Below are 22,200 nucleotides of genomic sequence, written 5' to 3'. Positions count from 1 at the left end.
CTCACCTCTCCGTTCCTCTCGACGTACCCCCACGACGAACGGGGCGGCTGCGGATGGACACGACACGGCGCGAATCTACTCGTTCACGACGGCGCGGGCGGGCGGGATGCCGCTGACCAGCCTCGACCCGCCCCGGAGCGGGCGGGCATCGACAAGGTTCCCGGTCAGCCGGCCGCTCCCGCGTCGTACACCACTCGGCCGACAGTCTCGCCGTCGGCCAGGCGCTGCACACCGGCCGCCACGCCGGCGAGCGACAGCCGCTCGCCGACGAGCGGGTCGATCAGGCCCTGGTCGGCCAGCGCGGTCAGCACCCGGTGGCACTCCTGGATCGCCAGGGGGTCATGGGACCTGTAGAGGCCCCAGTGCAGGCCCACGATCGAGTAGTTCTTGACGAGCGCGTGGTTGAGGGCCGCCGACTGGATGTCGCCACCGGCGAACCCGACCACCAGGATCCGGCCCTCGAACGCGACGCACTTAACGGAGCGCGCGTAGGTCTCGCCGCCGACCGGATCGTAGATGACGTCGGCGCCGCGGCCGCCGGTCTCGGCCCTGACGACCTCGACGAAGTCCGCCTCGTGCCGGTCGACCACGACGTCGGCGCCCAGCCGGCGGGCGACCGCGGCCTTGCCTGGTCCACCGACGACGCCGATGACCCGGGCGCCCGCCGCCTTCCCGAGCTGGACCGCCGCGCTGCCGACTCCGCCCGCCGCGGCATGCACCAGCAGGGTCTCGCCCCTCTGGAGCACGGCCCGCCGGTGGAGCCCGAACCAGCCGGTCTGGTAACCGATGTGGAGGCTCGCGGCCTGGGCGTCGCCGAGCGAGGCGGGCGCCGGGAAGGTCGTCGCGACGTCCATCAGGGCCAGCTCGGCGAAGCCACCCGCCGGCAGCACGGCATCGCCCAGGACCCGGTCGCCGATCTGGAACCCGGCCACCTCGCCGCCGGTCGCGACGACCTCGCCGCACAGCTCGATACCGGGGGTGAACGGCGTATCGGGCTTGACCTGATAGCGGCCGCGGCACATGAGGGCATCGGGGAAGTTCGCCGGTGACGCGAGCACCCTCACCACGAGCTGGCCCGGCCCCGGACGCGGATCGGCGACCTCGACGAGCCTCATCACCTCCGCCGGCTCACCGAGCTCGGCCACCTGCCACGCCTTCATCGGATCTCCTCGCTCTCCAGGAAACGCTGCACCTGTTTCACGCCGGCTTCGCTCACGTCCCCGGACGTGCGCGGCCGAATGGCGACGCCGTCTCGCCCGTCACTTGAAGGCGAGCGGGTTCGTCGGCGAGCCGACGGCACCGGTGATGGGCAGCGGCTGGGCCGCCAGCATGAACTCGTAGCGCCCGTCGGCGGCGCAGTCGGCGGCGAGCGCGTCGACGTCCCAGATCTCGCCGACCGGCATGCCCATGTGGACGAGGGCGACCAGGTGGAGCGGTTGCATGACGTCGATCTCGTTGGGCCGCACCTCGACGCCCCACGTGTCGCTCGCGACGGCACCGATGTTGTGCTCGTACAGCCACGGCGCGGTGTGCAGCGAGAGACCCGGCGCCGACCCGCCCGCGTAGTCGCGCCAGTCGCCCCGGCGCTCGCCCAGCATTCCGGTGCGGATCACGATGGTGTCGCCGGTGGCGATCTCCACGCCCTGAGCGGCGGCGGTCCCGTCGAGGTCGTCGATGGTGATCGCATAACCCGGGTCGAGGAAGTCCACTCCCTTGTATCGAGCCACGTCGAGCAACACGCCACGACCGACGAACCTGTCGCGGAAAACGGTGATCGCGTTGAAGGCGGCTCCGTTCGCGGTCACGAGCCGGGCCGGCCGGTCGTTGTACATCTTTCCCTGCCAGAAGATGTGGGAAAGGCTGTCCCACTGCGTGCCGGCCTGGTTGGGGGTGATGAGCATGTCGTCGGCGAAACCGAACCCCTTGGCCCGCCCCCAACCGTCGGGCAGCTCCTCCTGGACGCCGCTTCCATGGTCGGTGCCGGATGCCGTGACGACGTTGACGGGATTGAAGCGCAGGCCGTTCCCCGGCTGCGGTCCCTTCGCGTCGAACGGCAGGGCGAGCGAGATGACCTTGCCCTCGGTCACCAGCGCGACCGCGGCCTTCACCTGCTCGGGTCCGACGTGATTGATGGTGCCGAGCTCATCGTCGGCCCCCCAGCGGCCCCAGTTGGAGAACTTGGCGATGTAGTCCTCGAGCACGTCCCGGCCGCTGAACTCGACCCCGGTGATGGACGGATGTACGGTCATGGTTCTTCGCTCCCTTGCATGGGAGCGGTCGACGCCGGTCGTCGACCGCTGGGTCTCGGTGGTCCTACTCCTGGGGGTCAGCGGATCGCGACGTCTCCGCGCGCAGCTCGCGCTTGAGGACCTTCCCCGTCGCGCCCTTGGGGAGCCGGTCCACCAGGTGGAAGGCACGCGGGCACTTGTACGCCGCGAGCCGTGCACGGCAGTGCTCGTCGAGTTCGCCGGCGCCGGCGCGGCCGCCCGCCCGGAGGACGACGTGGGCCTCGATCTCCTCGCCGAGGCGCCCGTCGGGCCGGCCGACGACGGCGGCCTCCACGACATCGGGATGTGCGTAGAGGACCTCTTCGACCTCGCGGGGATAGACGTTGTATCCGCCCCGGATGATCAGGTCCTTCAGGCGGTCCACCACGTAGAAGTAGCCGTCCTCGTCCCGGTGGCCGAGGTCACCGGTGTGGAACCAGCCGCCGCGGACCGCCGCCGCCGTTTCGTCGGGCTTGCCGAGGTAGCCCTTCATGACGTTGTGACCGCGTATGACGATCTCCCCGACGTGCTCGCCGCCGGGCGGGCACTCGTCACCGCCGGCGTCGACCACGCGCATCTCGATGCCCCATACGGGCCGGCCGATCGATCCGACCTTCCGCCGCTCGGCGTCGATGTTGAAGCTCGCGACGCTCGCCGTCTCGGACAGGCCGTAGCCCTCGAGCAGGACCAGCCCCGGGTACTTCCTCTCGATCCCGCGGATCACCTCGGCCGGCATCGAGGCGCCACCCGACATGCCCAGCCGCAGGCTGCCGACCTCTCGCCCCCGGAGGTCGGCGTGCAGGAGCGCGACGTACATGGTCGGCACTCCCGAGAACACCGTGATCCGATGCCGTTCGATCGCGTCGATCACTGCGTCGGGGGAGAACCGGCGCACGAGCACGAGCGGGACGCCGTACCGGACCGCGACGTTCAACACACTCGAGAGCCCGAACACGTGGAAGAGCGGAAGCACGCCGGTCATGACGTCCCCCGCCCCGAGACGGAGCAGCTCGCCGGTCACGGTGCAGTTCATGTAGAGCTGGAAGTGGGTCAGCTCCGCACCCTTGGGCCGGCCCGTGGTGCCGCTCGTGTACAGCACGACCGCCGTGTCGTCAGGTCCGGTGGCGTGGCTGACGCCGGCCCGCCCGGATTCGAGCAGCGTCGAGAAGTCGAGCTCCCCGGAGCCGTCGCCGTCGCCGTCACCGTCGCCGTCACCGTCACCGTCGCCGTCGCCGTCGCCGTCGCCGTCGCCGACCACGATGAGCCGCACGCCGCGGGCTTCCCGCGTCCCCGCCCGGGCCGAGGCGAGGGACGGAGCATGGACGATCAGGGCGGCTGCGCCGCTGTCGGCGACCTGGTAGGCGATCTCACGCGGAGCCAGCATCGGATTGGCCGGCACCATCGTGAGGCCCGTCTTGAGGATGGCGAAGTAGACGTAGACGAACTCGGGGACGTTCGGCAGCTGGACCATCACGCGATCGCCGGGGCGCAGCCCGATCGCCGTCAGTCCGGCGGCCACACGGCGGGCCCGATCGTCGACCTGGCCGAAGGTGAGTGTTGCGCCGTCGACGTGGACCAGCGGACGGTCAGGCTCCGCGCCCGCCGTGACGTCGAGGATGCTCGCCAGGTTGAAGCTCACACCGGCCTCAGTTCATCACGTAGCCGGCGGCCACGGTGAGGTCGATGCCGGTGATGCCGGACGCCCGGCCGGAGGCGAGGAACTCGACCGCCCGCGCCACCTCGTCGGCATTCGCGTTCCGCCGCAGCGCCGCCTGACCGGCGAACGCGGCCCGGACCTCCTCCTCGCTCCGGCCCGTCGCCTGGGCTTGGGACGAGACCACCCAATCGAACCGCTCACCGGTGACAGCACCCGGCGACACGAGGTTCACCCGGATCCCGTGCGGGCCCGCGTCCAGGGCCAGGGTACGCGTCAAGCCGATGAGGGCCGCCTTGCTCGCGGCGTACGGGGTGCGGTGGGCCAAGGGGTTCTTCGCCGTGACGGACCCGACGTTCACCACCGATCCGGTACCTCGTTCGATCATGAGCGGGAGCACGGCTCGACACAGGAGGTAGACACCGCGGACGTTGACCGCGAACGCCTCGTCCCACGCGTCCGGCTCGATCTCCCACAGCGGCATCGACGGCCCTCCGACGCCGCTGTTGTTGACTAGCGCGACCGGGTGCGCCCCATCGTCCGCCAGCGCGGCGACCAGCCCTCGCACGGACGCCTCGTTCGACACGTCGACGGTGTGGACGTCCGCATGCCCGCCGGCGGCGACGATCTGGGCGGCCGTGGCCGCGAGCCCCTCGCGGTCGCGGCCGGTGGCGACGACGTGCCACCCGGACTCGGCCATCGTCAGGGCGATCGACCTGCCGATGCCCCGGCTCGCCCCGGTGACCAGCACGACCCGCCCGTCGCCTCTCACGACGCCACCTCCGACGAGCCGCCGGCGCCGCGGTGACGACGCACGAGCTCGTCCACGGCCTCTGGAAGGGCGCCCAGCCACCAGTCCGGTTCCGCGGACCCGCGCGAGATCTCACCGCCGGAGCGCAGGTAGCTGCGGGCGTCGCGGCCGTCGTCGAAGTCGCCCTTGAGCGCGCGCCGCAGCCAGTCGGCGCCGAAGGTGGTCATCTCGCCTCCGATGCCGCCGAGCGGGTGGAACTCGTCCTCGTGGACTCGGATCTCCTTGGGGCATGCGAGCAGTTCGTACAGCGCGAGGGTCTCCTCGATCGGCACGAGCTCGTCGAACTCGCCGACGGACATCAGCACGGGACACGAGATCTTCGTGGCGAGCGGCCACAGGTTCATCTTCGTGCCGAGTTCGGCGTCGAAGAGCTCCTCGTCGGTGTAGCCGGCCATGGCCATGAAGTTCGTCTTGAAGTTCGGTTGCGCTCCGTTGAAGAGCTTGTCGAAGTCGCCGTAGACGCCCATGAATCCGGCGACCGCGCGCAGGCGCGGGTCATGGGCCGCGGCCCGCATGCCCCAGTAGGTGCTCATGCTCATCCCGAGAAGGCCGATGCGGGTCGCGTCGACCTCGGGCCGCCCGGCCAGGTAGTCGATGAAGCGGGAGACCGCACGCTCGGGATTGGTGAGCGTCACCGTGGTGCCGTGCAAGCGCGACTCGCCCATGCCGGGCAGGTCGACGGCCAGTGCCACGTAGCCCTGATCCGCGAAGAGCCGTTGCCCGACGTCCAGCAGGTCCTCCTTGGTCATGTCCATGCCGGGGCTGAGGAGGACGGCCGGAACGTCCCGGACCTGACCGGCCGGGAGGTGCAGCAACGCGAAGACCGGCCTTCCCTCGAAGTCGAGCTCGACGCGCTCGATCCGCCCCTTGCGCAGCTCCGCCATCTTCGCGACGGCGGTGTTGCACCGCTCCCGGAGCGCCCATTTGCGGGAGTCGACGGTGTAGATCGAGTACTGGGCACGGCTCCAGAGCAGCGCGGCACGGAGGTAGAGCGCGTACGCCGTCTCCAGGAAACCGTCCTGCTCGTACTCGCTCGCGCTGCGCTCGACCTCGGCGGCGACACCGGACCATGCCTTGGCGAGCATCGAGCCCGCCTTGGCCCGCGCTCCGACCTGCTCGAGGTCGTGAGGGTCGTAGCCCAGCCCCTGGAACGCCTTGAACCCGTCAGGGTGCAGGACGTCGAATCCGCCGGTGCGGATCCCCAGGTCGAGGATCCAGCTCTGGCTCTCACCACGGATGGTCATGGCCACTCCTAACCGTCAGGTGCCGGGACGCACATCACGTCGCACTGGGCGACCGTAAGAAGACCGAACTACAAACGCAAGTGTCTGTGCGTTAAGGTGCATCATGGCCTCAGACAAGATCACTCGAAGACCAGGCGGCCGAACGGCGCGCAACCGCGCGGCCGTGCACCAGGCCGTCAAGGTGCTGTTGATCGAGGGCGGACTCGCGAGCGTCACCGTCCCGGCGGTCGCCGCTCGGTCCGGCGTTCACCACACGAGCATCTACCGCCGCTGGGGAACGGTGCAGAACCTGCTGCTCGACGTCATCCTCGCGAACGTGACCCGCGCGGTGCCGACGCCCGACACCGGCTCGCTGCGCGGAGACGTCCGCCAGTTCGCCCGCGACGCGGCCCACGCATTCCAGGACCCGCTGCGTGCGGCGCTCGCCCAGGCCATCTTCGCGTTGCCCGCCGACGACGGGACCATCCGGCGGCGATACTGGGCTCGCCGCTACGAGACGCTGCGCCCGATGTTCGACCGGGCAGAACGTCGCGGTGAGACCCCTCCCAGCCCCCAGGACGTTGTCGAGCGCATCCTGGCTCCGCTGTACTTCAGACGATTCGTGACGGGACGCCCGGTCACCAACCGGTTCCTCGACGGCCTGGTCGATGACGCACTCCGTACCACGGCGCGCTGACGAGCCTCCCGTCACCCCCCGTCACCGGGCGAGCCGGCCTCCTCGTGTCTCCCGCATCCCGGCGAGCCCGATCAGTCCGAGCAGCGCGCAGCCGATCCCCCACACACCGGGTGCCGCGAGCCAGTCCGTGGACACGATGAGCTGCCCGCAGACGTAAGGACCGAGGACGGCCACGATGGTCCCGAGGTTGAAGCCGATCGAGACGGATGTGTAGCGGGTGCGGGCGGGGAACAACTCCGCGAACGAGGTCCAGACGGCAGCCGAGATGAACGGCTCGATCGCCAGGAAGACCAGCAACGCGGGCGCGAGCACGGCGAGACTCGTCGTGGACCCGGCGATCATGTACAGCGGCAGCGAGAGCACCAGGAACGCCCCGTACCCGGCCGCGGCGATCGGTCGCCGCCCGAACCGCTCGCTGACCCGGCCCATGATCGGGAACAACGCGGCGGTGACGAGGAGGAGCACGCCGAGCATCGTGTAGACCGGGACCGCGGGCAGGTCCCGGAACTGGATCAGGTAGATGCCGATGTAGATCTTGCCGAGCACGCCGGCCCCGAACAGGCCGATGGCCATGGCGGTGACCCGGAGAATGTCCGGAACGTGTCCCCGGACCGCATCGCGGATGGGCGATCGGGTGACCTCGTTCTGCGCGGCGAGCGCCTGGAACTCCGGGGTGTCCTCCAGCCGACGCCGGAGCAGAAGGCACAGGCCGGTGAGGACGATGCACAGCAGGAACGGGACCCGCCAGCCCCAGGTCTCCATGTCCGACCCGATGACCGCGCTGCACAGCGCCGTCACCAGTGCGGCGAGGGCGAGTCCGATCGCCACCCCGAGAGCCGGCAGCGACCCGTAGACGGCGCGCCGGTTCGGTGGCGCCAGCTCGACGATGTAGGTCAGCGCGCCGGTGGCCTCTCCCCCGGCCGCCAAGCCCTGCAACAGTCGCAGGATCACCAGGAGGACGGGGGCCAGTACGCCGACCTGTGCGTGCGTGGGCAGCACCCCGACGAGGCTGGAGGCCCCGCCCATGAGGAAGATTGTCGTCATCAGTACCGGCCGCCGTCCGAAGCGGTCGCCCAGGGCACCGAACATCAGCCCGCCCGCCGGGCGCGCGATGTAGGCGGCGCCGAAGACGGCCAGCGCGGAGAGGGTCGAGGCGATGGGATCGTCCGCGGGGAAGAACTGCGGCGCGAATATCACGGCGAGATACGCGTACACCGTGAATTCGTAGAACTCCACGGTGCTGCCGAGGGTGCTGGCCCACATGGCTCGGCGGCGCGCGGTGGGACTGACGGTGATGGCCTGCTTCGGAGGGGCTGCTGGATCCGCACTGGGTTTCATCGCGCTTCCTCGACGCTAAGGAGAATCTGGTGGCCCGCCCGTCATCGCGGGCGGGATGGGTGGGGTCCATCTTCACCACCCGGGAAAAGGCGGGGCCATGGCTCGACGGCCAACACCTGGCCTGACTTTTTCTGCCTGCGACAAATTCGCCCGTGGCGGGCAGGAAGCGGCCACTCGCCGCGGCTCGGGCTATGTTCTCGGTGACGTATCGCCGTAGCGGCGGGAAATGACGGCTCGGAACCTAATCGAAGAAGGGATTCCTCGGCGTTGGCAGGCCAAGCCGATCGCGCAGCGTACCGCCTTCGTAGGCGGTGCGGAACAGGCCACGCCGCTGCAGCTCGGGCACGACCAGGTCGACGAAGTCATGGAGGCCGCTGGGCATGATGGGCGCGTTGATGAGGAATCCGTCCGCGCCCTTGCCTCGGTACCATTCCTCCATCTCGTCGGCGACCTGGAGCGCCGTTCCCTTGAAAATGGTGTGCCCCATCGACGGCAGCACGCGCTCGTACGCCTGCCGGATCGTCAGGTTCTCGCGCTGGACGATCGCGCCGATCTGCACACGGAACGCGGCGATCGCATTGGTCTCGACGGAAAGGTCCGGCATCGGACCGTCGCAGTCGTACGCCGACAGGTCCATGTCGACCAGCTTCGACAGGTACGCCACGCCGACGTCAGGCGTGATCAGTTCCTGCAACTCCCGGTAGAGATCATCCGCTTCGGCCTCACTCCGTCCAACGTAGACGGCGCAGCCGGGCATGACCTTCAGGCTGTCCGGAGCACGCCCGTACCTGTCCAGCCTGCCTTTGATGTCGGCGTAGAACTCCTGCGCTTCGGGCAGGGTGTTCGAGACCGAGAAGACGCAGTCAGCCTGCTTCGCGGCCAGTTCCCGGCCGGCTTCCGACTGACCGGCCAGGAACAGAACGGGATAACCCTGGGGCATCCGGGCGATGTTGAGCGGCCCCTGCACGGAGAAGTGCTTTCCCTTGTGGTTCAAGGTATGCACACGCGACGCGTCGAGATATCGGCCCGTGTTCTAGTCCTCGATGAAGGCATCCGCCGCCCAGCTGTCCCAGAGCCCCTTGCACGCGTCGACGAACTCATCCGCGCGCTCGTACCGCACGGCTTTGTCGACGTGCTTGTCGAAGCCGAAATTGACCGAGTCGCCCGGATAGGAGCCGGTGACGATGTTCCAGCAGGCGCGGCCCTTGCTGAGGTGGTCGAGCGACGCGAAGCGGCGTGCGAGCAGGTACGGCTCCTCGTAGGTGGTCGTCGCGGTCGCCAGCAGGCCGATGTGCTCGGTGTGCTGCGAGATCGCCGACAACAGGGTCAGCGGCTCGAAGCCCGCGGGGCGGTCCGATTGGCTGTTGGCCTCGAACAGTGCCGGTTTGTCCATCTGGCGGACGGCATTGCCGTCGGCGAGGAACACCAGGTCGAACTTGCCCGCTTCGGCGATCTTGGCGAGCTCGATGGCCTGGTCGAGGTTCATCGTCTGGCGGGTCCAAGCCTTCGGGTGCCGCCAGCCGGCGAGGTGGGAGCCCAGAGCGAGCAGCGGTGTCATCAGATGTAGCACGATTTTTCTCCTTGAGGGCGGAGGTCAGCCGCGGACCGACACGTCGTGGAACCGCGACCACGCCTGGAAGTCCTGCGCCAGTCCGGAGACCCGGTCGCCCGCGCCGACGAGCTGGGAACCCTCCCAGAACGGGATGATGAAACCGTTGTCGATCATCGTGTCCTGGATCTTCGCGTAGGTCGCCTTGCGGGCCGACGGGTCTGCGTCCGCCTGGGACCGCGTGAACAACCGCGTGAGACCGGCGGCCTGGAGCGCGTTCTTGTCGGCGAACAGGAAGTTCGCGACCGTGCTGCGGATGATGTCGGGGTCGGGGTCGGTCAGCGAGGCCAGGTAAAGGTCGAAGTCGTGCTTGCTGCCCGCGCTCACCTGCCCGGCTTGGGTCAGGTTCTTCAGGGTGATTCCGATGCCGATGTCCTTCATCTGCTGCTGGAACAGCTGCAGCAGGCTCGTGAAGTAGGCGCCGTAGCTCGCCGAATAGGTGATCGCGAACTTCAGGGTCACGCCGCCCTTCACGCGGATGCCGTCCGGTCCGGGCGCCCAGCCCGCGGCGTCGAGCCCCGACTCGGCCTTCGTCGGGGCGAAGGCCAGCGCGGGCGATTCGTCCTTGTACTGCGGCAGGTTCCTGGTGAGAATGCTCGTCGCAGGGGAATAGGCCGAGCCGAGCACCGCCCTGACGTTGCTCACCCGGTCGAACCCGATCATGATCGCCTTGCGCACCGCCGCATCGGCCAGGCCGGGCCGGGTCGTGTTGACGACGAACGAGACCGGCTGGCCAGGCTGCGTGCCCTGGAGCACGGAGACTCCGGACCGCTTCAGTGCCGGTATGTCCTGCGTCGCAACGTCCAACGCCACGTCCGCCTGCCGTGACTGGAGCGCCCCGGCGCGGAGTCCGTCGTGGCGGCGACCACCGTGAGCCCTGTGCAGAAATTGCCGACGACGTCGCGGAACCGCCGACCGGAATCGACCGCGGCGCCGCCGGTCACTTCGTCACCGCCTTCTTGGTCGCGGACAGCGCGCGTCCCTGAAGCGCCCCCACATTCTCCTGGATCCAAGCGTCGATCGTGGCGTCGAAGCGCGGCATGCTACTCATCGGGAAGTACAGGCCCCGGGTCGGCACGGAGGCGCCCAGTTCCACCAGAAGCGGGCGAAGAGCGAATTCGACCGCGAGGGCGTGTTCCGGTGCGCTCGCGGTGAGAATCGGTATCGTCCGGACGCCCAGGAGTGAATTGCTGGCGTAGCGATCGAGGAACGACTTGAGGAGTCCGGTGTAGGAGGCTTTGTAGGTCGGGCTCGCGACCACGACGATGTCGCTGGTGCGGACGGCCTCGGCGAGTTCGTTCATCCCGTCGTCGGGCCACCGGAAGATCCGGTCGGCATGGTCGATGAGGTCGATGGTGATCTTCCGGTGCCCGCAAAGGTGTTCGGCCACCCGGTCCGCGACGGCTTCGGCGACGAGGAACGTACGCGAGCGCGGCTTCGGATTGCCCACCACAACGGCTATTTCGGTCATGTGCTACTCCCAGACCAGTTGGCACAGGCGTGCAACAGTGGAGGAAAGAGCGAACCACGGTCTTTTGTCGTAGCACGGCACTGGACGTCTTACGCCAGCGATATTGGATATTATGCGAGCGTCAAGGTCACATCAGCGCGAGATTTCGGATCTGCTGCGGCTCCCGCCTGCCAGTCGTAACCCTCGATTCCATATGAGCACTCCTCCGATTTCCCTGATTCGGTGTCAGGGTCCGCCCCCATAATCGCTGGACACGCCGGCACTGGCTATGGCTTACGAGCCAACAGGGCCGGTGTCTCCTTGGCCCTTCGACGCATCCTTCAAGCCGCGGCTCCGCCGGCGCGCTGCACCTCCCGGACCATGACCGCGACGCGCAACTCGAACACGTCTTCCTGGTGTTGCGGGTCCAGGCCGGTCAGCTCGGCGACGCGCCGGAGCCGGTAGCCGATGGTGTGCGGGTGGACATGCAGCGCCCGTGCGGCCTCGGCGGTCGAACACCCCATCCGGAGCCAGACCCGCAGGGTCTCCGCCAGATTCGTCTCCCGGCTCGCGTCATGCTCCTCGACCGGGCCGAGACGGCGGTCGGCGAGCCCCCGCAGGCTGTCCGGCGTCCCCGCCTCCAGCAGCAGCACCGCCACACCGAGATCGTCCAGATCGAACACGGAAGCGCTCCCCCGCTCTCCCGCCAGCGCAGCCGCGCCGCGCAGCATGCGCCACGCGCTCGGGTAGTCGGCCACGGCGTGCACGGTCGGCCCGATCACGGTCGGCCGCCGCGGCGCTCCGTGCGCGACCGCCAGGTCGGCCAGCGCACCGGCCAGTGCGGGCCGGTTGTCCGGGGCGCCCGGCACGAGCGTCACCAGCGCCCCTTCGTGTTCCCCCACCAGCACCGGTTCCGCCAGGCGAGCCGTCAGCTGCGCCCGGGCGGCGGCCGCGCCTCGGCGGCCCCCCGAAACGCCGGAACCGTCCGCCAGGGGGATCAACACGACCGTGTGGGGGCGGGAGAGATCGTGTCCGAGCACCCGTGCGCGTTCGGCGAGGTCTCGCTCGCTCCCGGAACCGGTCACCAGCTCCACGGCGAGGTCACGGGTGAGCCGGAGCTCGGTGTCGATGGCGTAGCGTCTCTTGAGCAGTTCGAGCGCGACCAGCAGCGAGAAGCGCTCGATCACCGGCCGCACGAGCAGCCCGACGTCGGTACCGGTCGTCTCCCGGGAACGGATCACCCACAACCGCGCAACGACCTCGCCCGCCGTCGCGACCGGCACCACCCACGCGACGGCATCGTCGAGGTCGACGTGCACCGGGACCCGTTGCTCGTCCATCTCCGCGAGCAGCCGGACGTCCCGTTCGGAGCGATTCCTCGCCGTCGGCCAGGCCTCGTCTCTCGGCCCGCGCGCCTGTCCGAGCACGGCGCCGTCCTCGGGGATCTCCACCATCACGGACGCTTCGAGCGCCTTCGCCAACGCCTCCAGCACTCCGTCCAGCCCGACGTCGTCGACCAGCAACCGCACCAGCCTGCGATCCTGCTCCTCCGCCCACTCCCGCCGACCACGCTCCTGGCGCAGGTTCTCCACCGCCGCCGTCAACTGCGCGTTGGTCTCCTGCAACCGGGCGATCGTGCGCTGCTCGGCCTCGCGCAGCGCGGCGGTCTTGAGCACGATCGCCGCGTACTGCGCCATCAGCTCGGCGAGGGCAAGCTCCGAGGCGCCGAAGCGCCGGATCCGTCGCGTGTAGCCGACGAGCACGCCGGTGCACCCCTCGTCGGCGCCCAGCGGCACGGCGAGGATGGACTTGATGCCTTCGAGGTGGACCGCCGAAAGCCACGGACTGTTCGCATCGAGTTCCCGCACGTCGGAGAGCACCACCGTGCGTCGTTCACGCACCGCCTGGGTCGCCGGAACGTCGAACTCGTGCGTGGCCGGATTCACCCGCAGCGCCCGCAGGGTGTCGAGCTCGTGCCGGTAGCCCTCGGTCAGCGCGTGGCTCGCCCGAGCGACGAGCCGCTCGCCACTGTCGTCCAGCAGCATCACCGAGCAGGAGTCGAACCTGGCCAGCGCGCAGGTATGCCGGGCGATCCGCCCCAGCAACGACTCCAGCGACTCGTCGGCGTTCAGTGCTCGCAGCACGTCCGCCGCGGCGTTCATCCACCCGCTGTCCGCAGTCCTCTCACCGATCATGGCGCGCCTCCGCCCTGTTCCTCGCCGGCACGGCCGCCGCCGGCTCCGAAGCCACCGGCCGACTCCTCGCAACGGCCACTCACCTCACCGGACTCGTCCACGGCACGGTGGGGAGCCAGGTCCCGGGCCGCCGGGAGATCGGTTCCGGGGGAGTGAGCGTCGATGTCCGCCGCCGTGGCCGGCCCGCCGGCGGTCCGTCGTCCAGCCATCGGCCACCTCTCGCTCGGCGGGGCCGACGCGCGGGCCCGGGTAGGTGACGATCCTCGACGTGATGCCGCCGAGCCGGTCGCCCGAGATCGTGACGGTGTCGCCCGGCCGCTCGATCATCTCCGGGTAGGAGAAGTGCATCGAGTCCCGCCGGTCGGTGCCGATCACCTCACCGCTGACCACAGCTGCCATCCCCAGGTCGAAGGCGGTGCCCGAGCGATGCGGGGCCGGCTCGCCGGGGGTGACGAGCATGTGCCCGAGGGTCAGGGACGTGCCCTTGCCCTTGGCGGGGCCCAGCCGGACCTCCATCTCGGCGAACTGGAGATCTCGTGCCGACCGGTCATTGAGCAGGCAGTAACCGGCGATGTGGCGTTCGGCGGTGGCGGCGACCACACGCAGCCGGACGCCACGGAGGGACACGACGTCACGCGGGTCTCGGAGCGCCTGCTCGCCCGCCCCATGCAGGCGCTCGCCGTGGTCGCGGAGCAGCCCGCGCAGCGTCACGCCCGGCGGGAGGGCGTAGACCCGGTCGCCGCGAAGCACGCCCGCGCGATCGGCGGCGTCGCCAGGTGCACCAGCCGTGCCCTCGGCATAGGTAACGAAACGCATCGTTTGCAACCTCCTCAGCCGCGGTCCTCCGGCGACCGCCGCGCCACCGGCATCCCGGACGCTGCCGCCATCGAGCAGACCCGGCAACGTGATGCCCGGCCCGAGGGATGCATTCGCTCGCCGGCGAAGCCGACCCGTCCGCACCGCCGGCGAAAGTGGTCCGGGTTCATCGGTTCTCCTCTCCCGAGGCGGTGAAGCCTTCGAGCATGGCGATGCGTTCGAAGACGTGGTAGCGGCTGGGCCGGGGCACGGAGGGGTCCAGTTCCTGGTAGACGCTAAGCACGTTCTGCGCCAGCCGTCCGTGTTCGGGGAGTCGCGCGTAGGGGCCGAGGTCGATGGAGGCGACGGCCTGCTCGACGTCGAGGCCGTCCTCGTAGCGCTTGGTCGCCTCGTCCTGGACGAATCGAAGGTAGTCCCGGACGGGAACGACGCCGCTCTTGCCGGTCACCGGGCCGTGGCCGGGCACTATGGTCGTCAGGTCCATGTCCAGGATCGCCTCGCAGGCGGCGATCCAGCGGGATATCGGTCCGGCCCAGACCACCGGGGTGCCGCCGATGAACAGGATGTCACCGGCGTAGAGCAGGTGGGCGTCCGGTACGTGGACGAGTGCGTCGCCGGGGGTGTGTGCGGGCCCGACCTGGATCAGCCGGACCTCCCGCCCGCCGACGTCGAGGCTCTCCTCGCCGGTGAAGGTGCGGTCCGGTCCTGTCGCGACGATCCCGTCGAAGTCGAAGGCGCCGAAGATGTGCCGGGCGAACTCTCCGGTCGCACCGTGCCGCCGCTTCATCGAGGCCAGGGCGGTGACCTGGTCCTGGGTCATGAGCTCCGACGCGGCCTGCGAGGCGATGATCTCGACGCCGCGCTCGGCGAGGAGCTGGTTGCCGAAGACGTGGTCTCCGTCGGAGTGGGTGTTGACGAGCGTGCGCACCGGATGGGCGTCGGTGACCCGCCGGACGCCTTCGAGCATCTCGCGGGTGTGCGGCAGGTCGAACAGCGTGTCGACCATGACGGACGTGCCCGATCCGGTGATCAGGCCGGAGTTGCTCCAGCCCCAGCTTCCGTCGGGCAGCAGCCACGCATGGCAGCCGCCGCCCAGATCGTGGAGACCTCTGCGGTACTGCGAGAGCGCTGTCGTCGTCATGATCCGCCTTCCTAGTCCGTGACCAGCCGGATAGGCAGTGACGAGAAGTTCCGGATCTCGCGGTTGGAGTTGCGCACGGGCATCCCGGCGATCTCGAACCGGCTGACCCGTGCGGAGAGTGCGGTCAGGAACTCGGCGGCCTCCAGCCGCGCGACGGGGGCGCCGATGCACAGGTGGATGGACGCGCCGAACGCGACGTGCTGGCGGGCGTTGGATCGGGCGATGTCGAGCGTGTCGGGGTCGGGGAACCTGTCCGGATCCCGGTTGGCGGCCGGGAGGATCGCGCAGACGTCTGCGTCCGGCGGGATGGTGACGCCGCCGATCTCGACCTCCTCAAGGGTGCGCCGGAAGAACTGCCGGAAGGGCGAGTCCCAGCGAAGCACCTCCTCGACGGCATTCGGGATCAGGTCCGGATCGGCGCGCAGCGCCTCCCATGCTTGGGGAAAGCGCGCGAACGCGTGGATGGCGTTGGCCATCAGGCTGTTGGTCGAGTCGATGCCGGCCAGCCAGATCGAGCCGAGAACCAGCAGGCGTTCCTCGCCCTCCTTGAGGAGCCCGGTGTCACCGCCTTGCTCGGTGACCAGCCGGCCGAGGCAGTGCGGCGGCATCGTGGCCAGCCCCTCGCCGCCGAGCCACTCGAAGGCTTGCAGGACCCGTGCCAGGTGGATCGGGTCGGCGTCCGGGCCGACCATGTGCATCACCGAGTCCGCCCAGGAGGTGATCGTGTCGGTGTCGGGCGGGGTGATTCCAGTGAGCTGGCGGATCGCCAGGTCCGGCAGCGGCTGGGTCAGCGCGGTCACCACGTCGACCTCGCCCTCGGCGACGGCCGCGTCGACGAAACGTTCGGTCGTCTCGCGGATGCCCGGTCGCAACTCCTCGATCGCGCTGCGCTGGAACCGCTGCTGAACGGACCTGCGGATGCGGGTGTGCTCGGGCGGGTCGTTGTCGATGAACGGCGCCCGGAACCCGGAGTCGGCCACGCGCACATAGCTGGACCCCAGGCCGGACACGAACTGGCGGTAGTTGCGCAGCACCGCCGACACCGAGTCGTGATGGGACACCACCCAGACGTTCCGGCTCGGCAGGTGGAGGACCGGACCCAGGTCCCGGAGGCGTTGGTAGAGGGGGTAGGGGTCGTCGAGGTGCTCCAGCAGGAAGGGGTCGAGCTCCCGCGGGACGGACACGGAGGCGGACGCGGGTGTGGACGGAGAAGCAGCCATGGGCGCTCCCTTGAACTGGTATTATGCACTACGATGCAGAAAGTGCTGTAGCTCACTCTCGCACTGACGTGCGAGAATGTCCAGGGATGCACGGGAGCGACGGAGGAGGCTGCGCCGGTGGTCGCGACGGAGCCGATCGACGGCCAGACCCGGCGACGGCTCGCGACCCGCGAACGGCTGTACCAGGCCGCCGTCGCCCTGATCACCGAACGCGGCTACGAGGCGACCACCGTCGACGAGATCGCCGCACGGGCCAGAACGTCCCGGCGTAGCTGCTTCAACCACTTCCCGACCAAGAGCGACATCACGATCGAATGGGCCCGCCGGCGGCGCGAGCAGGCGATGGCCGCCGCGCAGGAGGCGGTTTCACAAGGCGCCACCGACGTGCTCGACCGCCTGCGCGCCTACTTCCACGAGCTCGCCGTCATCACCGAGGCGCGTCCCGTCGAGACTCGCGAGATGCTCTTCGGCTACCTGCGCGCCTGCGGACCGGTCCTCAACCGGACACCGATGGCCGAGGAGCTGCAAATGCGGCTCGCCGACGACGGCACCGCGGGCACCGATTCCGGGATCGACCTCGCCGCCGAGATCCTGCACGACGTCTACCAGGGAGTGCTCTGGCGCTGGATGCGCAACGACCCGGCCCCACCCGGGGCCTTCACGACCGAACTCGACGCGGCCATCGACATCACAATCCAGGGTGTCGCCGCATCCTTCACCACCGGCCAGGGGAAACCGCCCCACACGGTGGACGACTTCACTGACCGCCAACCACGTCGTTGACGGTCGAAGGACATCGCGATTCTCGTGCCACGCCACCAGTTTTGACCACTCAGGACTGTGACCTCGGGAAACGTTGCCGGGCACGCCGTCGCCCGTACGCTCCCGTCCATGCTCAGGGAGCACGGCGCGGCGTCTGCTTCCTCGTTAGGGGCGGGCGAGGCCGTGTCCAGCTCTTCTGGGAAGTCCCTGCCCGAGAGATCGTTATATGGTTACGGACATACGAGAATCCGTATGGTTCCACCTTGGATGCCCACTCGCACGGGAGGCTCTCAGATGGCCGACGATCACGGGGCCGGACCGGTCGAGATCGATGAGACGGTGCCGCATTCAGCACGTATCTGGAACTACTGGATAGGCGGCAAGGACAATTACGACGTCGACCGGCAGGCGGGGGACGCCTACGCGGCCGGGTATCCCGGGGTCTTCGCCCAGGCTCGCGAGGCCCGCAAGTACCTGATGCGCGCCGTTGGGCACCTCGCCGGCGAGGCCGGGGTGACACAGTTCCTGGACGTGGGAACCGGGCTGCCCACCGAGCAGAACACCCACGAGGTCGCGCAGGGCATCAACCCCCGGGCCCGCATCGTGTACGTCGACAACGATCCGGTAGTGCTGGCACACGCGCGGGCGCTGCTCACCAACACCACCCCCGAAGGGGTCACCGTCTACATCGACAGCGACTTCCACCGCCCCGAAGAGATCCTCGCCGGTGCCGCGAAGACGCTGGACCTCAGCAAGCCGGTCACGGTGATGTTCATGGGGGTACTCGGCCACGCCGAGAGTGTCGACCAGGCCCGGTCGATCATCGGCGCCCTGCTGGACGAAGTCCCGGCCGGCAGCTATCTGGTGCACTGGGACGGCGCCAACACCAACGAAGCACACAACCGCGTTAACGCCGAATACAACAAATCCGGCGCGGTCCCCTACAACCTGCGCAGTCCCGAGGAGATTTCCGAGCTGTATCAGGGGCTGGAAGTGCTGGAGCCCGGCATCGTGGACATCTCGCAGTGGCGGCCCAGCCCGCCTTCGTCCCCGCCGGTTGACGCCTACGGCGGCGTGGCCAGGAAGCCCTGACCGTCTCTCGACAATTTCGCAACGTCTGCACCCGCGGCGGAACTGGCTCACCTGATTGGCTGGCGGGTCCTGCGTGGATGTAGTTTTCGGCAGAACAGCGTCGGTGGCGATGCCGCGTTTGCGGCCCCGGCACTTCTTCTGTGCGTCTAGCGCGGTTGTGGCCGGGTGCCGCTTCACTCTTCGGTACGTCCGCGTGGTCGCGCATGTGAGCCCGGGCGTTTGGACTTCGGTGCGCGCGCTGGTGGACAGAGGATGACAGGTTTTTGAGCTGGAGAGTGGGCGGTCGATCGGCCGATCCTCGGAGCTCGGCCACCTGATGGCCGGAGTCCGAGGAGGAAGTCCGTGGAAAATGATCGGATCGGCGGGGTGCTGCGAGCTGGACGGCTCGCGGGCTTCGCGGTAATGACGGTGATCGGCACCGGGATGGCGTTCCTTTCACCGGTCGGTGCCGTTCCGGTGCCGATACCGGCCCAGGTGCGCGAGCGTATCGACGCCGGCGTTCGGCACACCTGCGTGGTCGACGACGCATTCGCGGTGCGATGCTGGGGACAGAACCACGACGGCCAGCTGGGCCACGGCCGCAACGCCGACCCGGGCTGGAGGAGGATCGGCGACAACGAGGCGCCGAGCGCGGCGGATCCTGTCGACCTGGACGGAAACCTGGCATGGAAGGTGGCCACGGGAGCCCTTCATTCCTGCGCCGTCCTGGTCGAGGGCGGGGTCGTCTGCTGGGGGCAGAACCGCTTCGGCGTCCTCGGGTCCGGCGCCCAGGACGGAGGCAACGTTTCGATCGGCGACGACGAGACGCCCGCGGACGTCCCGGTCGGCGGGGACATCATGGTCGACCTCGGGAGGAACCGCACCGCCAAGGCGATCGCCGCGGGCGGCAGCCACACGTGCGTCATCGACGACCTGGACGACGTCATGTGCTGGGGCCTGTCGAGCAAGGGCCAGCTCGGCTACCCGAACACCGAGGAGATCATCGGGGATGATGAGGACCCCGCCCAGGCAAACGCCGTGGAGCTGGGCCGCCGCAACGTCCGGGCGATCGCGGCGGGTGAAGATCACACCTGTGCGGTGACCGAAAGCGGGGCCGTGTACTGCTGGGGCGACAACACCCACGGCCAGCTCGGGCTTCCGGATCTCACCGATCAGATCGGTGACGACGAGACGCCGCTGGCGGCCGGAGCCGTCGACCTGAGCGGGATGAAGGCGGTGGACATCACGGCGGGCCGCGCGCACACGTGCGCCACGCTGGAGGACGCGACGCTCCGCTGCTGGGGCGACAACACCTACGGTGCGACCGGGCTCGGCACCCCGGGCCTCGATCTGCCTCCGGACTCCGGCCCGGTGGACCTGGGCGGGACCGGCGTCACGACGGCCGTCGCCGGATATGACCACACCTGCACCGCGCTGGCGGGCTCCGTCCACCATGTCCGGTGCTGGGGGCGCGTGGGCTGGCAGTCGAAGGACGGCCGGCTCGGCCTGCCTGACCTCGGCACGTTCGAGGACCTCGGCGACGACGAGCTGCCGTCGAGCGCCTCATGGGTCCGGCTGGCCGGTGACTCTGTCGTCGCGCTCGCCGCGGGGACGGTGCACACCTGCGCCGTCACCACAGCGGGTGCGGTCCGGTGCTGGGGCGACAACGTCGACGGCGCTCTCGGGAACGCGCTGGGGGTGAGCAGCGTCATCGGTGACGACGAGACGCCCGGTGCCACCCGTCCGATCAGTCTCGGCGCGACGGTCACCTGGAGCCTGCCCTCGGCGCCGTAGCCACCACAGACTTCCTGACCGCCCAGCCGCCGCGGATCCGACCGGGTCCGCGGCGGCCTTCCGGGGTCTGTCGCCCGGCCGGGGACGGCGTTAGCGTGGGTTCTCGGCCGTGGGGGGTGGAAATGGCGGAGAACCTCGCGTCGGTCATCGACGAGGAGCGCCGGCGGGCGTTCGTGGGGCGGACCGGCGAGCTCGCCGCCTTCACCGAGGCGCTCGGAGCCGGGACGCCACGCCGGATCCTGCTGGTCCACGGTCCAGGCGGGATCGGCAAGACCACGCTGCTTCACCAGTTCCGGATGCGTGCGCTGGCCGCTGGCCGTCCGGTGGTCTCCGTCGACGGGCGAGACGTCGAATGCACACCCGAGTCCTTCCGCCAGGCGACCGAGCAGGCCGAGGACCGCTCCGAAGCCGTCCTGCTGCTGGACGGTTATGAGTACCTCGCCCCGCTGGACACCTGGATCCGCGAGGAGTTCCTGCCGTCGCTTCCGGCGGGCACGGTCGTCGTGCTGGCCGGACGCGAGCCGCCCAGCCCGCAATGGCGCAGCGATCCGGGCTGGCGCGCGCTCACCGTCCGCCGTGCCCTGACGTCCCTGACCAGCGCCGAGAGCGTCGAGCTGCTGGTCCGGGCCGGGGTGGCCGCGCCGCTCACCGCGCGCCTGGCCGAACTCGGCCGGGGCCACCCGCTCGTCCTGGCGCTGCTGGCCGACGCGGCCGCGACGGGACCGCCGCCGGACGAGTTGGGCCAGGCGCCCGATCTCGTCGCGGCGCTGGTGCGACGGGTCGTCGGTGGCGTGCCCGACGAGGCGCACGCCACCGGACTGGCGGTGTGCGCGTATGCGTGGCTCACCACCGAGGATCTTCTGCGCCGCGCCGTCGGAGATCGCGCCGCGGAGGTCTGGGCCTGGCTGGAGGACCGCCCGTACATCGGCCGGGGCAGCGACGGCCTGCACGCCCACGATCTCGTACGGGACCTGATCGCCGCCGACCTGCGGCGCCGCTCGCCCGAGGCCTACCGGCGCGTCCACCGCCTCGTCCACGACCATGCGATCAACGGCCTGCGCCGGGTCGGTGGCGCGGACCGGTGGCTGGCCGCCCACCAGAAGGTCTTCCTGCTCCGGCGGACGCCGCTGGCGGGCCCCGTCTGGTCGCTGCCGGAGCTGCGGACCGCGGCGGTGACACCCGGACGCCAGGACGACCGTCCCGCCGTACTAGCTCTGATCGAACGGTTCGAGGGCGTCGAGAGCGCGGCCGTCGCCGCGCGATGGCTGGACGCCCAGCCCGAGAACCTCGTCGTGGTCCGTACCTCCGCCGGCCTCGCGGGCTGTGCGTTCCAGTGCGTCTGGCCCGCCGACCCCGCTCTCCACGACGCCGATCCCGTACTGCGCGCCGCGCTGGCGACGGCGGACCACATCTCCCCGGCCAGGCCCGGAGAGCAGATCAGCATCGCCCGCTACGTCATCGGCCCCGACGGCCACGAGCGCGACCCCCACGCCGCCCTCGCGGCCTCGGTCATGTCCACCGTCGACTGGGCCACCCGGCCGCTGGCCTGGTCTTTCACCGCCACCACCGACCCCGACCATTGGGGCCCGATCTTCAACTATCTCGCTCTCACCCCGCAGGTCACCGTCGCCTCCGCGGGCCTGTCCCACACCGTCTACGGCGTCGACTGGCGCCGCCTGCCGGTCGAACGGTGGCTCGACCTCGTCGGCGAACGCGAACTCACCGGCGAGACCGGCCCTCCGCCGCCCGAGATCCTGCGCCCGGCGCCGCTCGACCGCGATCGCTTCGACCAGGCCGTCCGCCAGGCGCTCCTGCACCTGAACCGCCCCGACCAGCTGAGCGGCAACCCTCTCCTCGGCACCTCCCTGGTCACCGAGCTCACCCCCGCCTGCCTCCGCGCGACTCTCCTCACCGCCATCGACCACCTGGCCCAGGACCCCCGCTCGCTTCCGCTCCGCCGCGTCCTCGACCGCACCTACCTGCACCCGGCCCCCACCCAAGAGGCCGCCGCCGAGGCCCTCCACCTCTCCTTCTCCACCTACCGCCGCCACCTGGCCAAGGCCACGGCCCGCCTCACCGACCTCCTCTGGTCCCAGGAACTCACCGGCACTCCCCTGACCCCCGAGGCCCCTCCGCACTGACCAACCATCCG

17 protein-coding genes and 1 pseudogene are annotated in these 22,200 nt (G+C 69.8%); 5 read left to right on the top strand and 13 right to left on the bottom strand.

The annotated features are described in order from the left end of the window. Nucleotides 1–164 precede the first annotated feature (164 nt). The 5 genes from BM339_RS32125 to BM339_RS32105 form a co-directional block, all read right to left on the bottom strand. Nucleotides 165–1,160, bottom strand: coding sequence for an NADPH:quinone oxidoreductase family protein (locus BM339_RS32125; protein ID WP_021591612.1), 996 nt, complete (start codon nt 1,158–1,160; stop codon nt 165–167). A gap of 99 nt (nt 1,161–1,259) precedes the next feature. Further along, complete coding sequence (locus BM339_RS32120; protein ID WP_021591613.1) at nt 1,260–2,249, bottom strand: cyclase family protein; 990 nt, start codon at nt 2,247–2,249, stop codon at nt 1,260–1,262. Between the two features lie 64 nt (nt 2,250–2,313). Continuing rightward, nucleotides 2,314–3,906 carry a long-chain-fatty-acid--CoA ligase gene (locus tag BM339_RS32115; RefSeq protein ID WP_075023298.1) on the bottom strand — a complete coding sequence of 531 codons (1,593 nt, stop codon included), beginning with the start codon at nt 3,904–3,906 and terminating at the stop codon, nt 2,314–2,316. Nucleotides 3,907–3,913: 7 nt separating this feature from the next. Continuing rightward, the gene (locus BM339_RS32110; protein ID WP_075023297.1) at nt 3,914–4,693 is read right to left on the bottom strand and encodes an SDR family NAD(P)-dependent oxidoreductase; all 780 of its coding nucleotides are present in this window, start codon (nt 4,691–4,693) and stop codon (nt 3,914–3,916) included. Next, nucleotides 4,690–5,976 (bottom strand): alpha/beta hydrolase, encoded by a 1,287-nt coding sequence (locus BM339_RS32105; RefSeq protein ID WP_075023296.1) that lies wholly within the window; start codon nt 5,974–5,976, stop codon nt 4,690–4,692. Before BM339_RS32105 ends, BM339_RS32110 begins: the two co-directional genes overlap by 4 nt. A gap of 163 nt (nt 5,977–6,139) precedes the next feature. Here BM339_RS32105 and BM339_RS32100 point away from each other — a divergent pair, with 163 nt between their 5' ends. Continuing rightward, entirely contained in the window at nt 6,140–6,652 is a 513-nt protein-coding gene (locus tag BM339_RS32100) for a TetR-like C-terminal domain-containing protein (RefSeq protein WP_021591617.1), read from the top strand. A 21-nt stretch (nt 6,653–6,673) separates the two neighbouring features. On the opposite strand, the gene BM339_RS32095 is transcribed toward BM339_RS32100, so the two are convergent. The 8 genes and pseudogenes from BM339_RS32095 to BM339_RS32060 all read right to left on the bottom strand — a co-directional run bounded on the left by BM339_RS32095 (nt 6,674) and on the right by BM339_RS32060 (nt 16,421). After that, the gene (locus BM339_RS32095; RefSeq protein WP_024933987.1) at nt 6,674–7,990 is read right to left on the bottom strand and encodes an MFS transporter; all 1,317 of its coding nucleotides are present in this window, start codon (nt 7,988–7,990) and stop codon (nt 6,674–6,676) included. 241 nt (nt 7,991–8,231) lie between these two features. Further along, nucleotides 8,232–9,548, bottom strand: a pseudogene (locus tag BM339_RS51840) (LLM class flavin-dependent oxidoreductase). Between the two features lie 36 nt (nt 9,549–9,584). Continuing rightward, nucleotides 9,585–10,484, bottom strand: coding sequence for an ABC transporter substrate-binding protein (locus BM339_RS32085; RefSeq protein WP_083598207.1), 900 nt, complete (start codon nt 10,482–10,484; stop codon nt 9,585–9,587). Nucleotides 10,485–10,539: 55 nt separating this feature from the next. Further along, nucleotides 10,540–11,070 (bottom strand): NADPH-dependent FMN reductase, encoded by a 531-nt coding sequence (locus tag BM339_RS32080; protein ID WP_075023294.1) that lies wholly within the window; start codon nt 11,068–11,070, stop codon nt 10,540–10,542. A gap of 320 nt (nt 11,071–11,390) precedes the next feature. Then, nucleotides 11,391–13,244 carry a helix-turn-helix domain-containing protein gene (locus tag BM339_RS32075; RefSeq protein WP_075023293.1) on the bottom strand — a complete coding sequence of 618 codons (1,854 nt, stop codon included), beginning with the start codon at nt 13,242–13,244 and terminating at the stop codon, nt 11,391–11,393. 84 nt (nt 13,245–13,328) lie between these two features. Then, nucleotides 13,329–14,060, bottom strand: coding sequence for a fumarylacetoacetate hydrolase family protein (locus BM339_RS32070; RefSeq protein ID WP_083598205.1), 732 nt, complete (start codon nt 14,058–14,060; stop codon nt 13,329–13,331). Between the two features lie 166 nt (nt 14,061–14,226). Further along, nucleotides 14,227–15,201, bottom strand: coding sequence for an MBL fold metallo-hydrolase (locus BM339_RS32065; protein ID WP_021591623.1), 975 nt, complete (start codon nt 15,199–15,201; stop codon nt 14,227–14,229). Between the two features lie 11 nt (nt 15,202–15,212). Then, nucleotides 15,213–16,421: a cytochrome P450 gene (locus BM339_RS32060; protein ID WP_075023291.1), complete on the bottom strand. Its 1,209-nt coding sequence runs from the start codon at nt 16,419–16,421 to the stop codon at nt 15,213–15,215. 117 nt (nt 16,422–16,538) lie between these two features. Between BM339_RS32060 and BM339_RS32055 the strand changes: the two genes are divergently transcribed. The 4 genes from BM339_RS32055 (at nt 16,539) to BM339_RS32040 (ending at nt 22,189) form a co-directional block, all read left to right on the top strand. Next, nucleotides 16,539–17,204, top strand: coding sequence for a TetR/AcrR family transcriptional regulator (locus tag BM339_RS32055; protein ID WP_021591625.1), 666 nt, complete (start codon nt 16,539–16,541; stop codon nt 17,202–17,204). A gap of 273 nt (nt 17,205–17,477) precedes the next feature. Further along, entirely contained in the window at nt 17,478–18,275 is a 798-nt protein-coding gene (locus BM339_RS32050) for an SAM-dependent methyltransferase (protein ID WP_075023290.1), read from the top strand. Nucleotides 18,276–18,617: 342 nt separating this feature from the next. After that, on the top strand, nt 18,618–20,048 hold the full coding sequence (locus tag BM339_RS32045) for an RCC1 domain-containing protein (RefSeq protein ID WP_143118685.1): 1,431 nt from the start codon (nt 18,618–18,620) through the stop codon (nt 20,046–20,048). A gap of 122 nt (nt 20,049–20,170) precedes the next feature. After that, complete coding sequence (locus BM339_RS32040; protein WP_075023288.1) at nt 20,171–22,189, top strand: ATP-binding protein; 2,019 nt, start codon at nt 20,171–20,173, stop codon at nt 22,187–22,189. The last annotated feature ends 11 nt before the right edge of the window (nt 22,190–22,200 follow it).

The sequence above is a fragment of the Actinomadura madurae genome (genome assembly GCF_900115095.1).
Lineage (GTDB): Bacteria > Actinomycetota > Actinomycetes > Streptosporangiales > Streptosporangiaceae > Spirillospora > Spirillospora madurae.
Note: the sequence above shows the minus strand (reverse complement) of the source record. Positions and strands in the feature narration are given on the sequence as shown.

Bases quoted from the DNA above. Each gene is read 5' to 3' on its own strand.
- BM339_RS32095 (WP_024933987.1), bottom strand. From the start codon at position 7,990: ATGAAACCCAGTGCGGATCCAGCAGCCCCTCCGAAGCAGGCCATCACC.
- BM339_RS32070 (WP_083598205.1), bottom strand. From the start codon at position 14,060: ATGCGTTTCGTTACCTATGCCGAGGGCACGGCTGGTGCACCTGGCGAC.
- BM339_RS32040 (WP_075023288.1), top strand. From the start codon at position 20,171: ATGGCGGAGAACCTCGCGTCGGTCATCGACGAGGAGCGCCGGCGGGCG.
- BM339_RS32080 (WP_075023294.1), bottom strand. From the start codon at position 11,070: ATGACCGAAATAGCCGTTGTGGTGGGCAATCCGAAGCCGCGCTCGCGT.
- BM339_RS32120 (WP_021591613.1), bottom strand. From the start codon at position 2,249: ATGACCGTACATCCGTCCATCACCGGGGTCGAGTTCAGCGGCCGGGAC.
- BM339_RS32125 (WP_021591612.1), bottom strand. From the start codon at position 1,160: ATGAAGGCGTGGCAGGTGGCCGAGCTCGGTGAGCCGGCGGAGGTGATG.
- BM339_RS32050 (WP_075023290.1), top strand. From the start codon at position 17,478: ATGGCCGACGATCACGGGGCCGGACCGGTCGAGATCGATGAGACGGTG.
- BM339_RS32075 (WP_075023293.1), bottom strand. From the start codon at position 13,244: ATGATCGGTGAGAGGACTGCGGACAGCGGGTGGATGAACGCCGCGGCG.
- BM339_RS32065 (WP_021591623.1), bottom strand. From the start codon at position 15,201: ATGACGACGACAGCGCTCTCGCAGTACCGCAGAGGTCTCCACGATCTG.
- BM339_RS32060 (WP_075023291.1), bottom strand. From the start codon at position 16,421: ATGGCTGCTTCTCCGTCCACACCCGCGTCCGCCTCCGTGTCCGTCCCG.
- BM339_RS32105 (WP_075023296.1), bottom strand. From the start codon at position 5,976: ATGACCATCCGTGGTGAGAGCCAGAGCTGGATCCTCGACCTGGGGATC.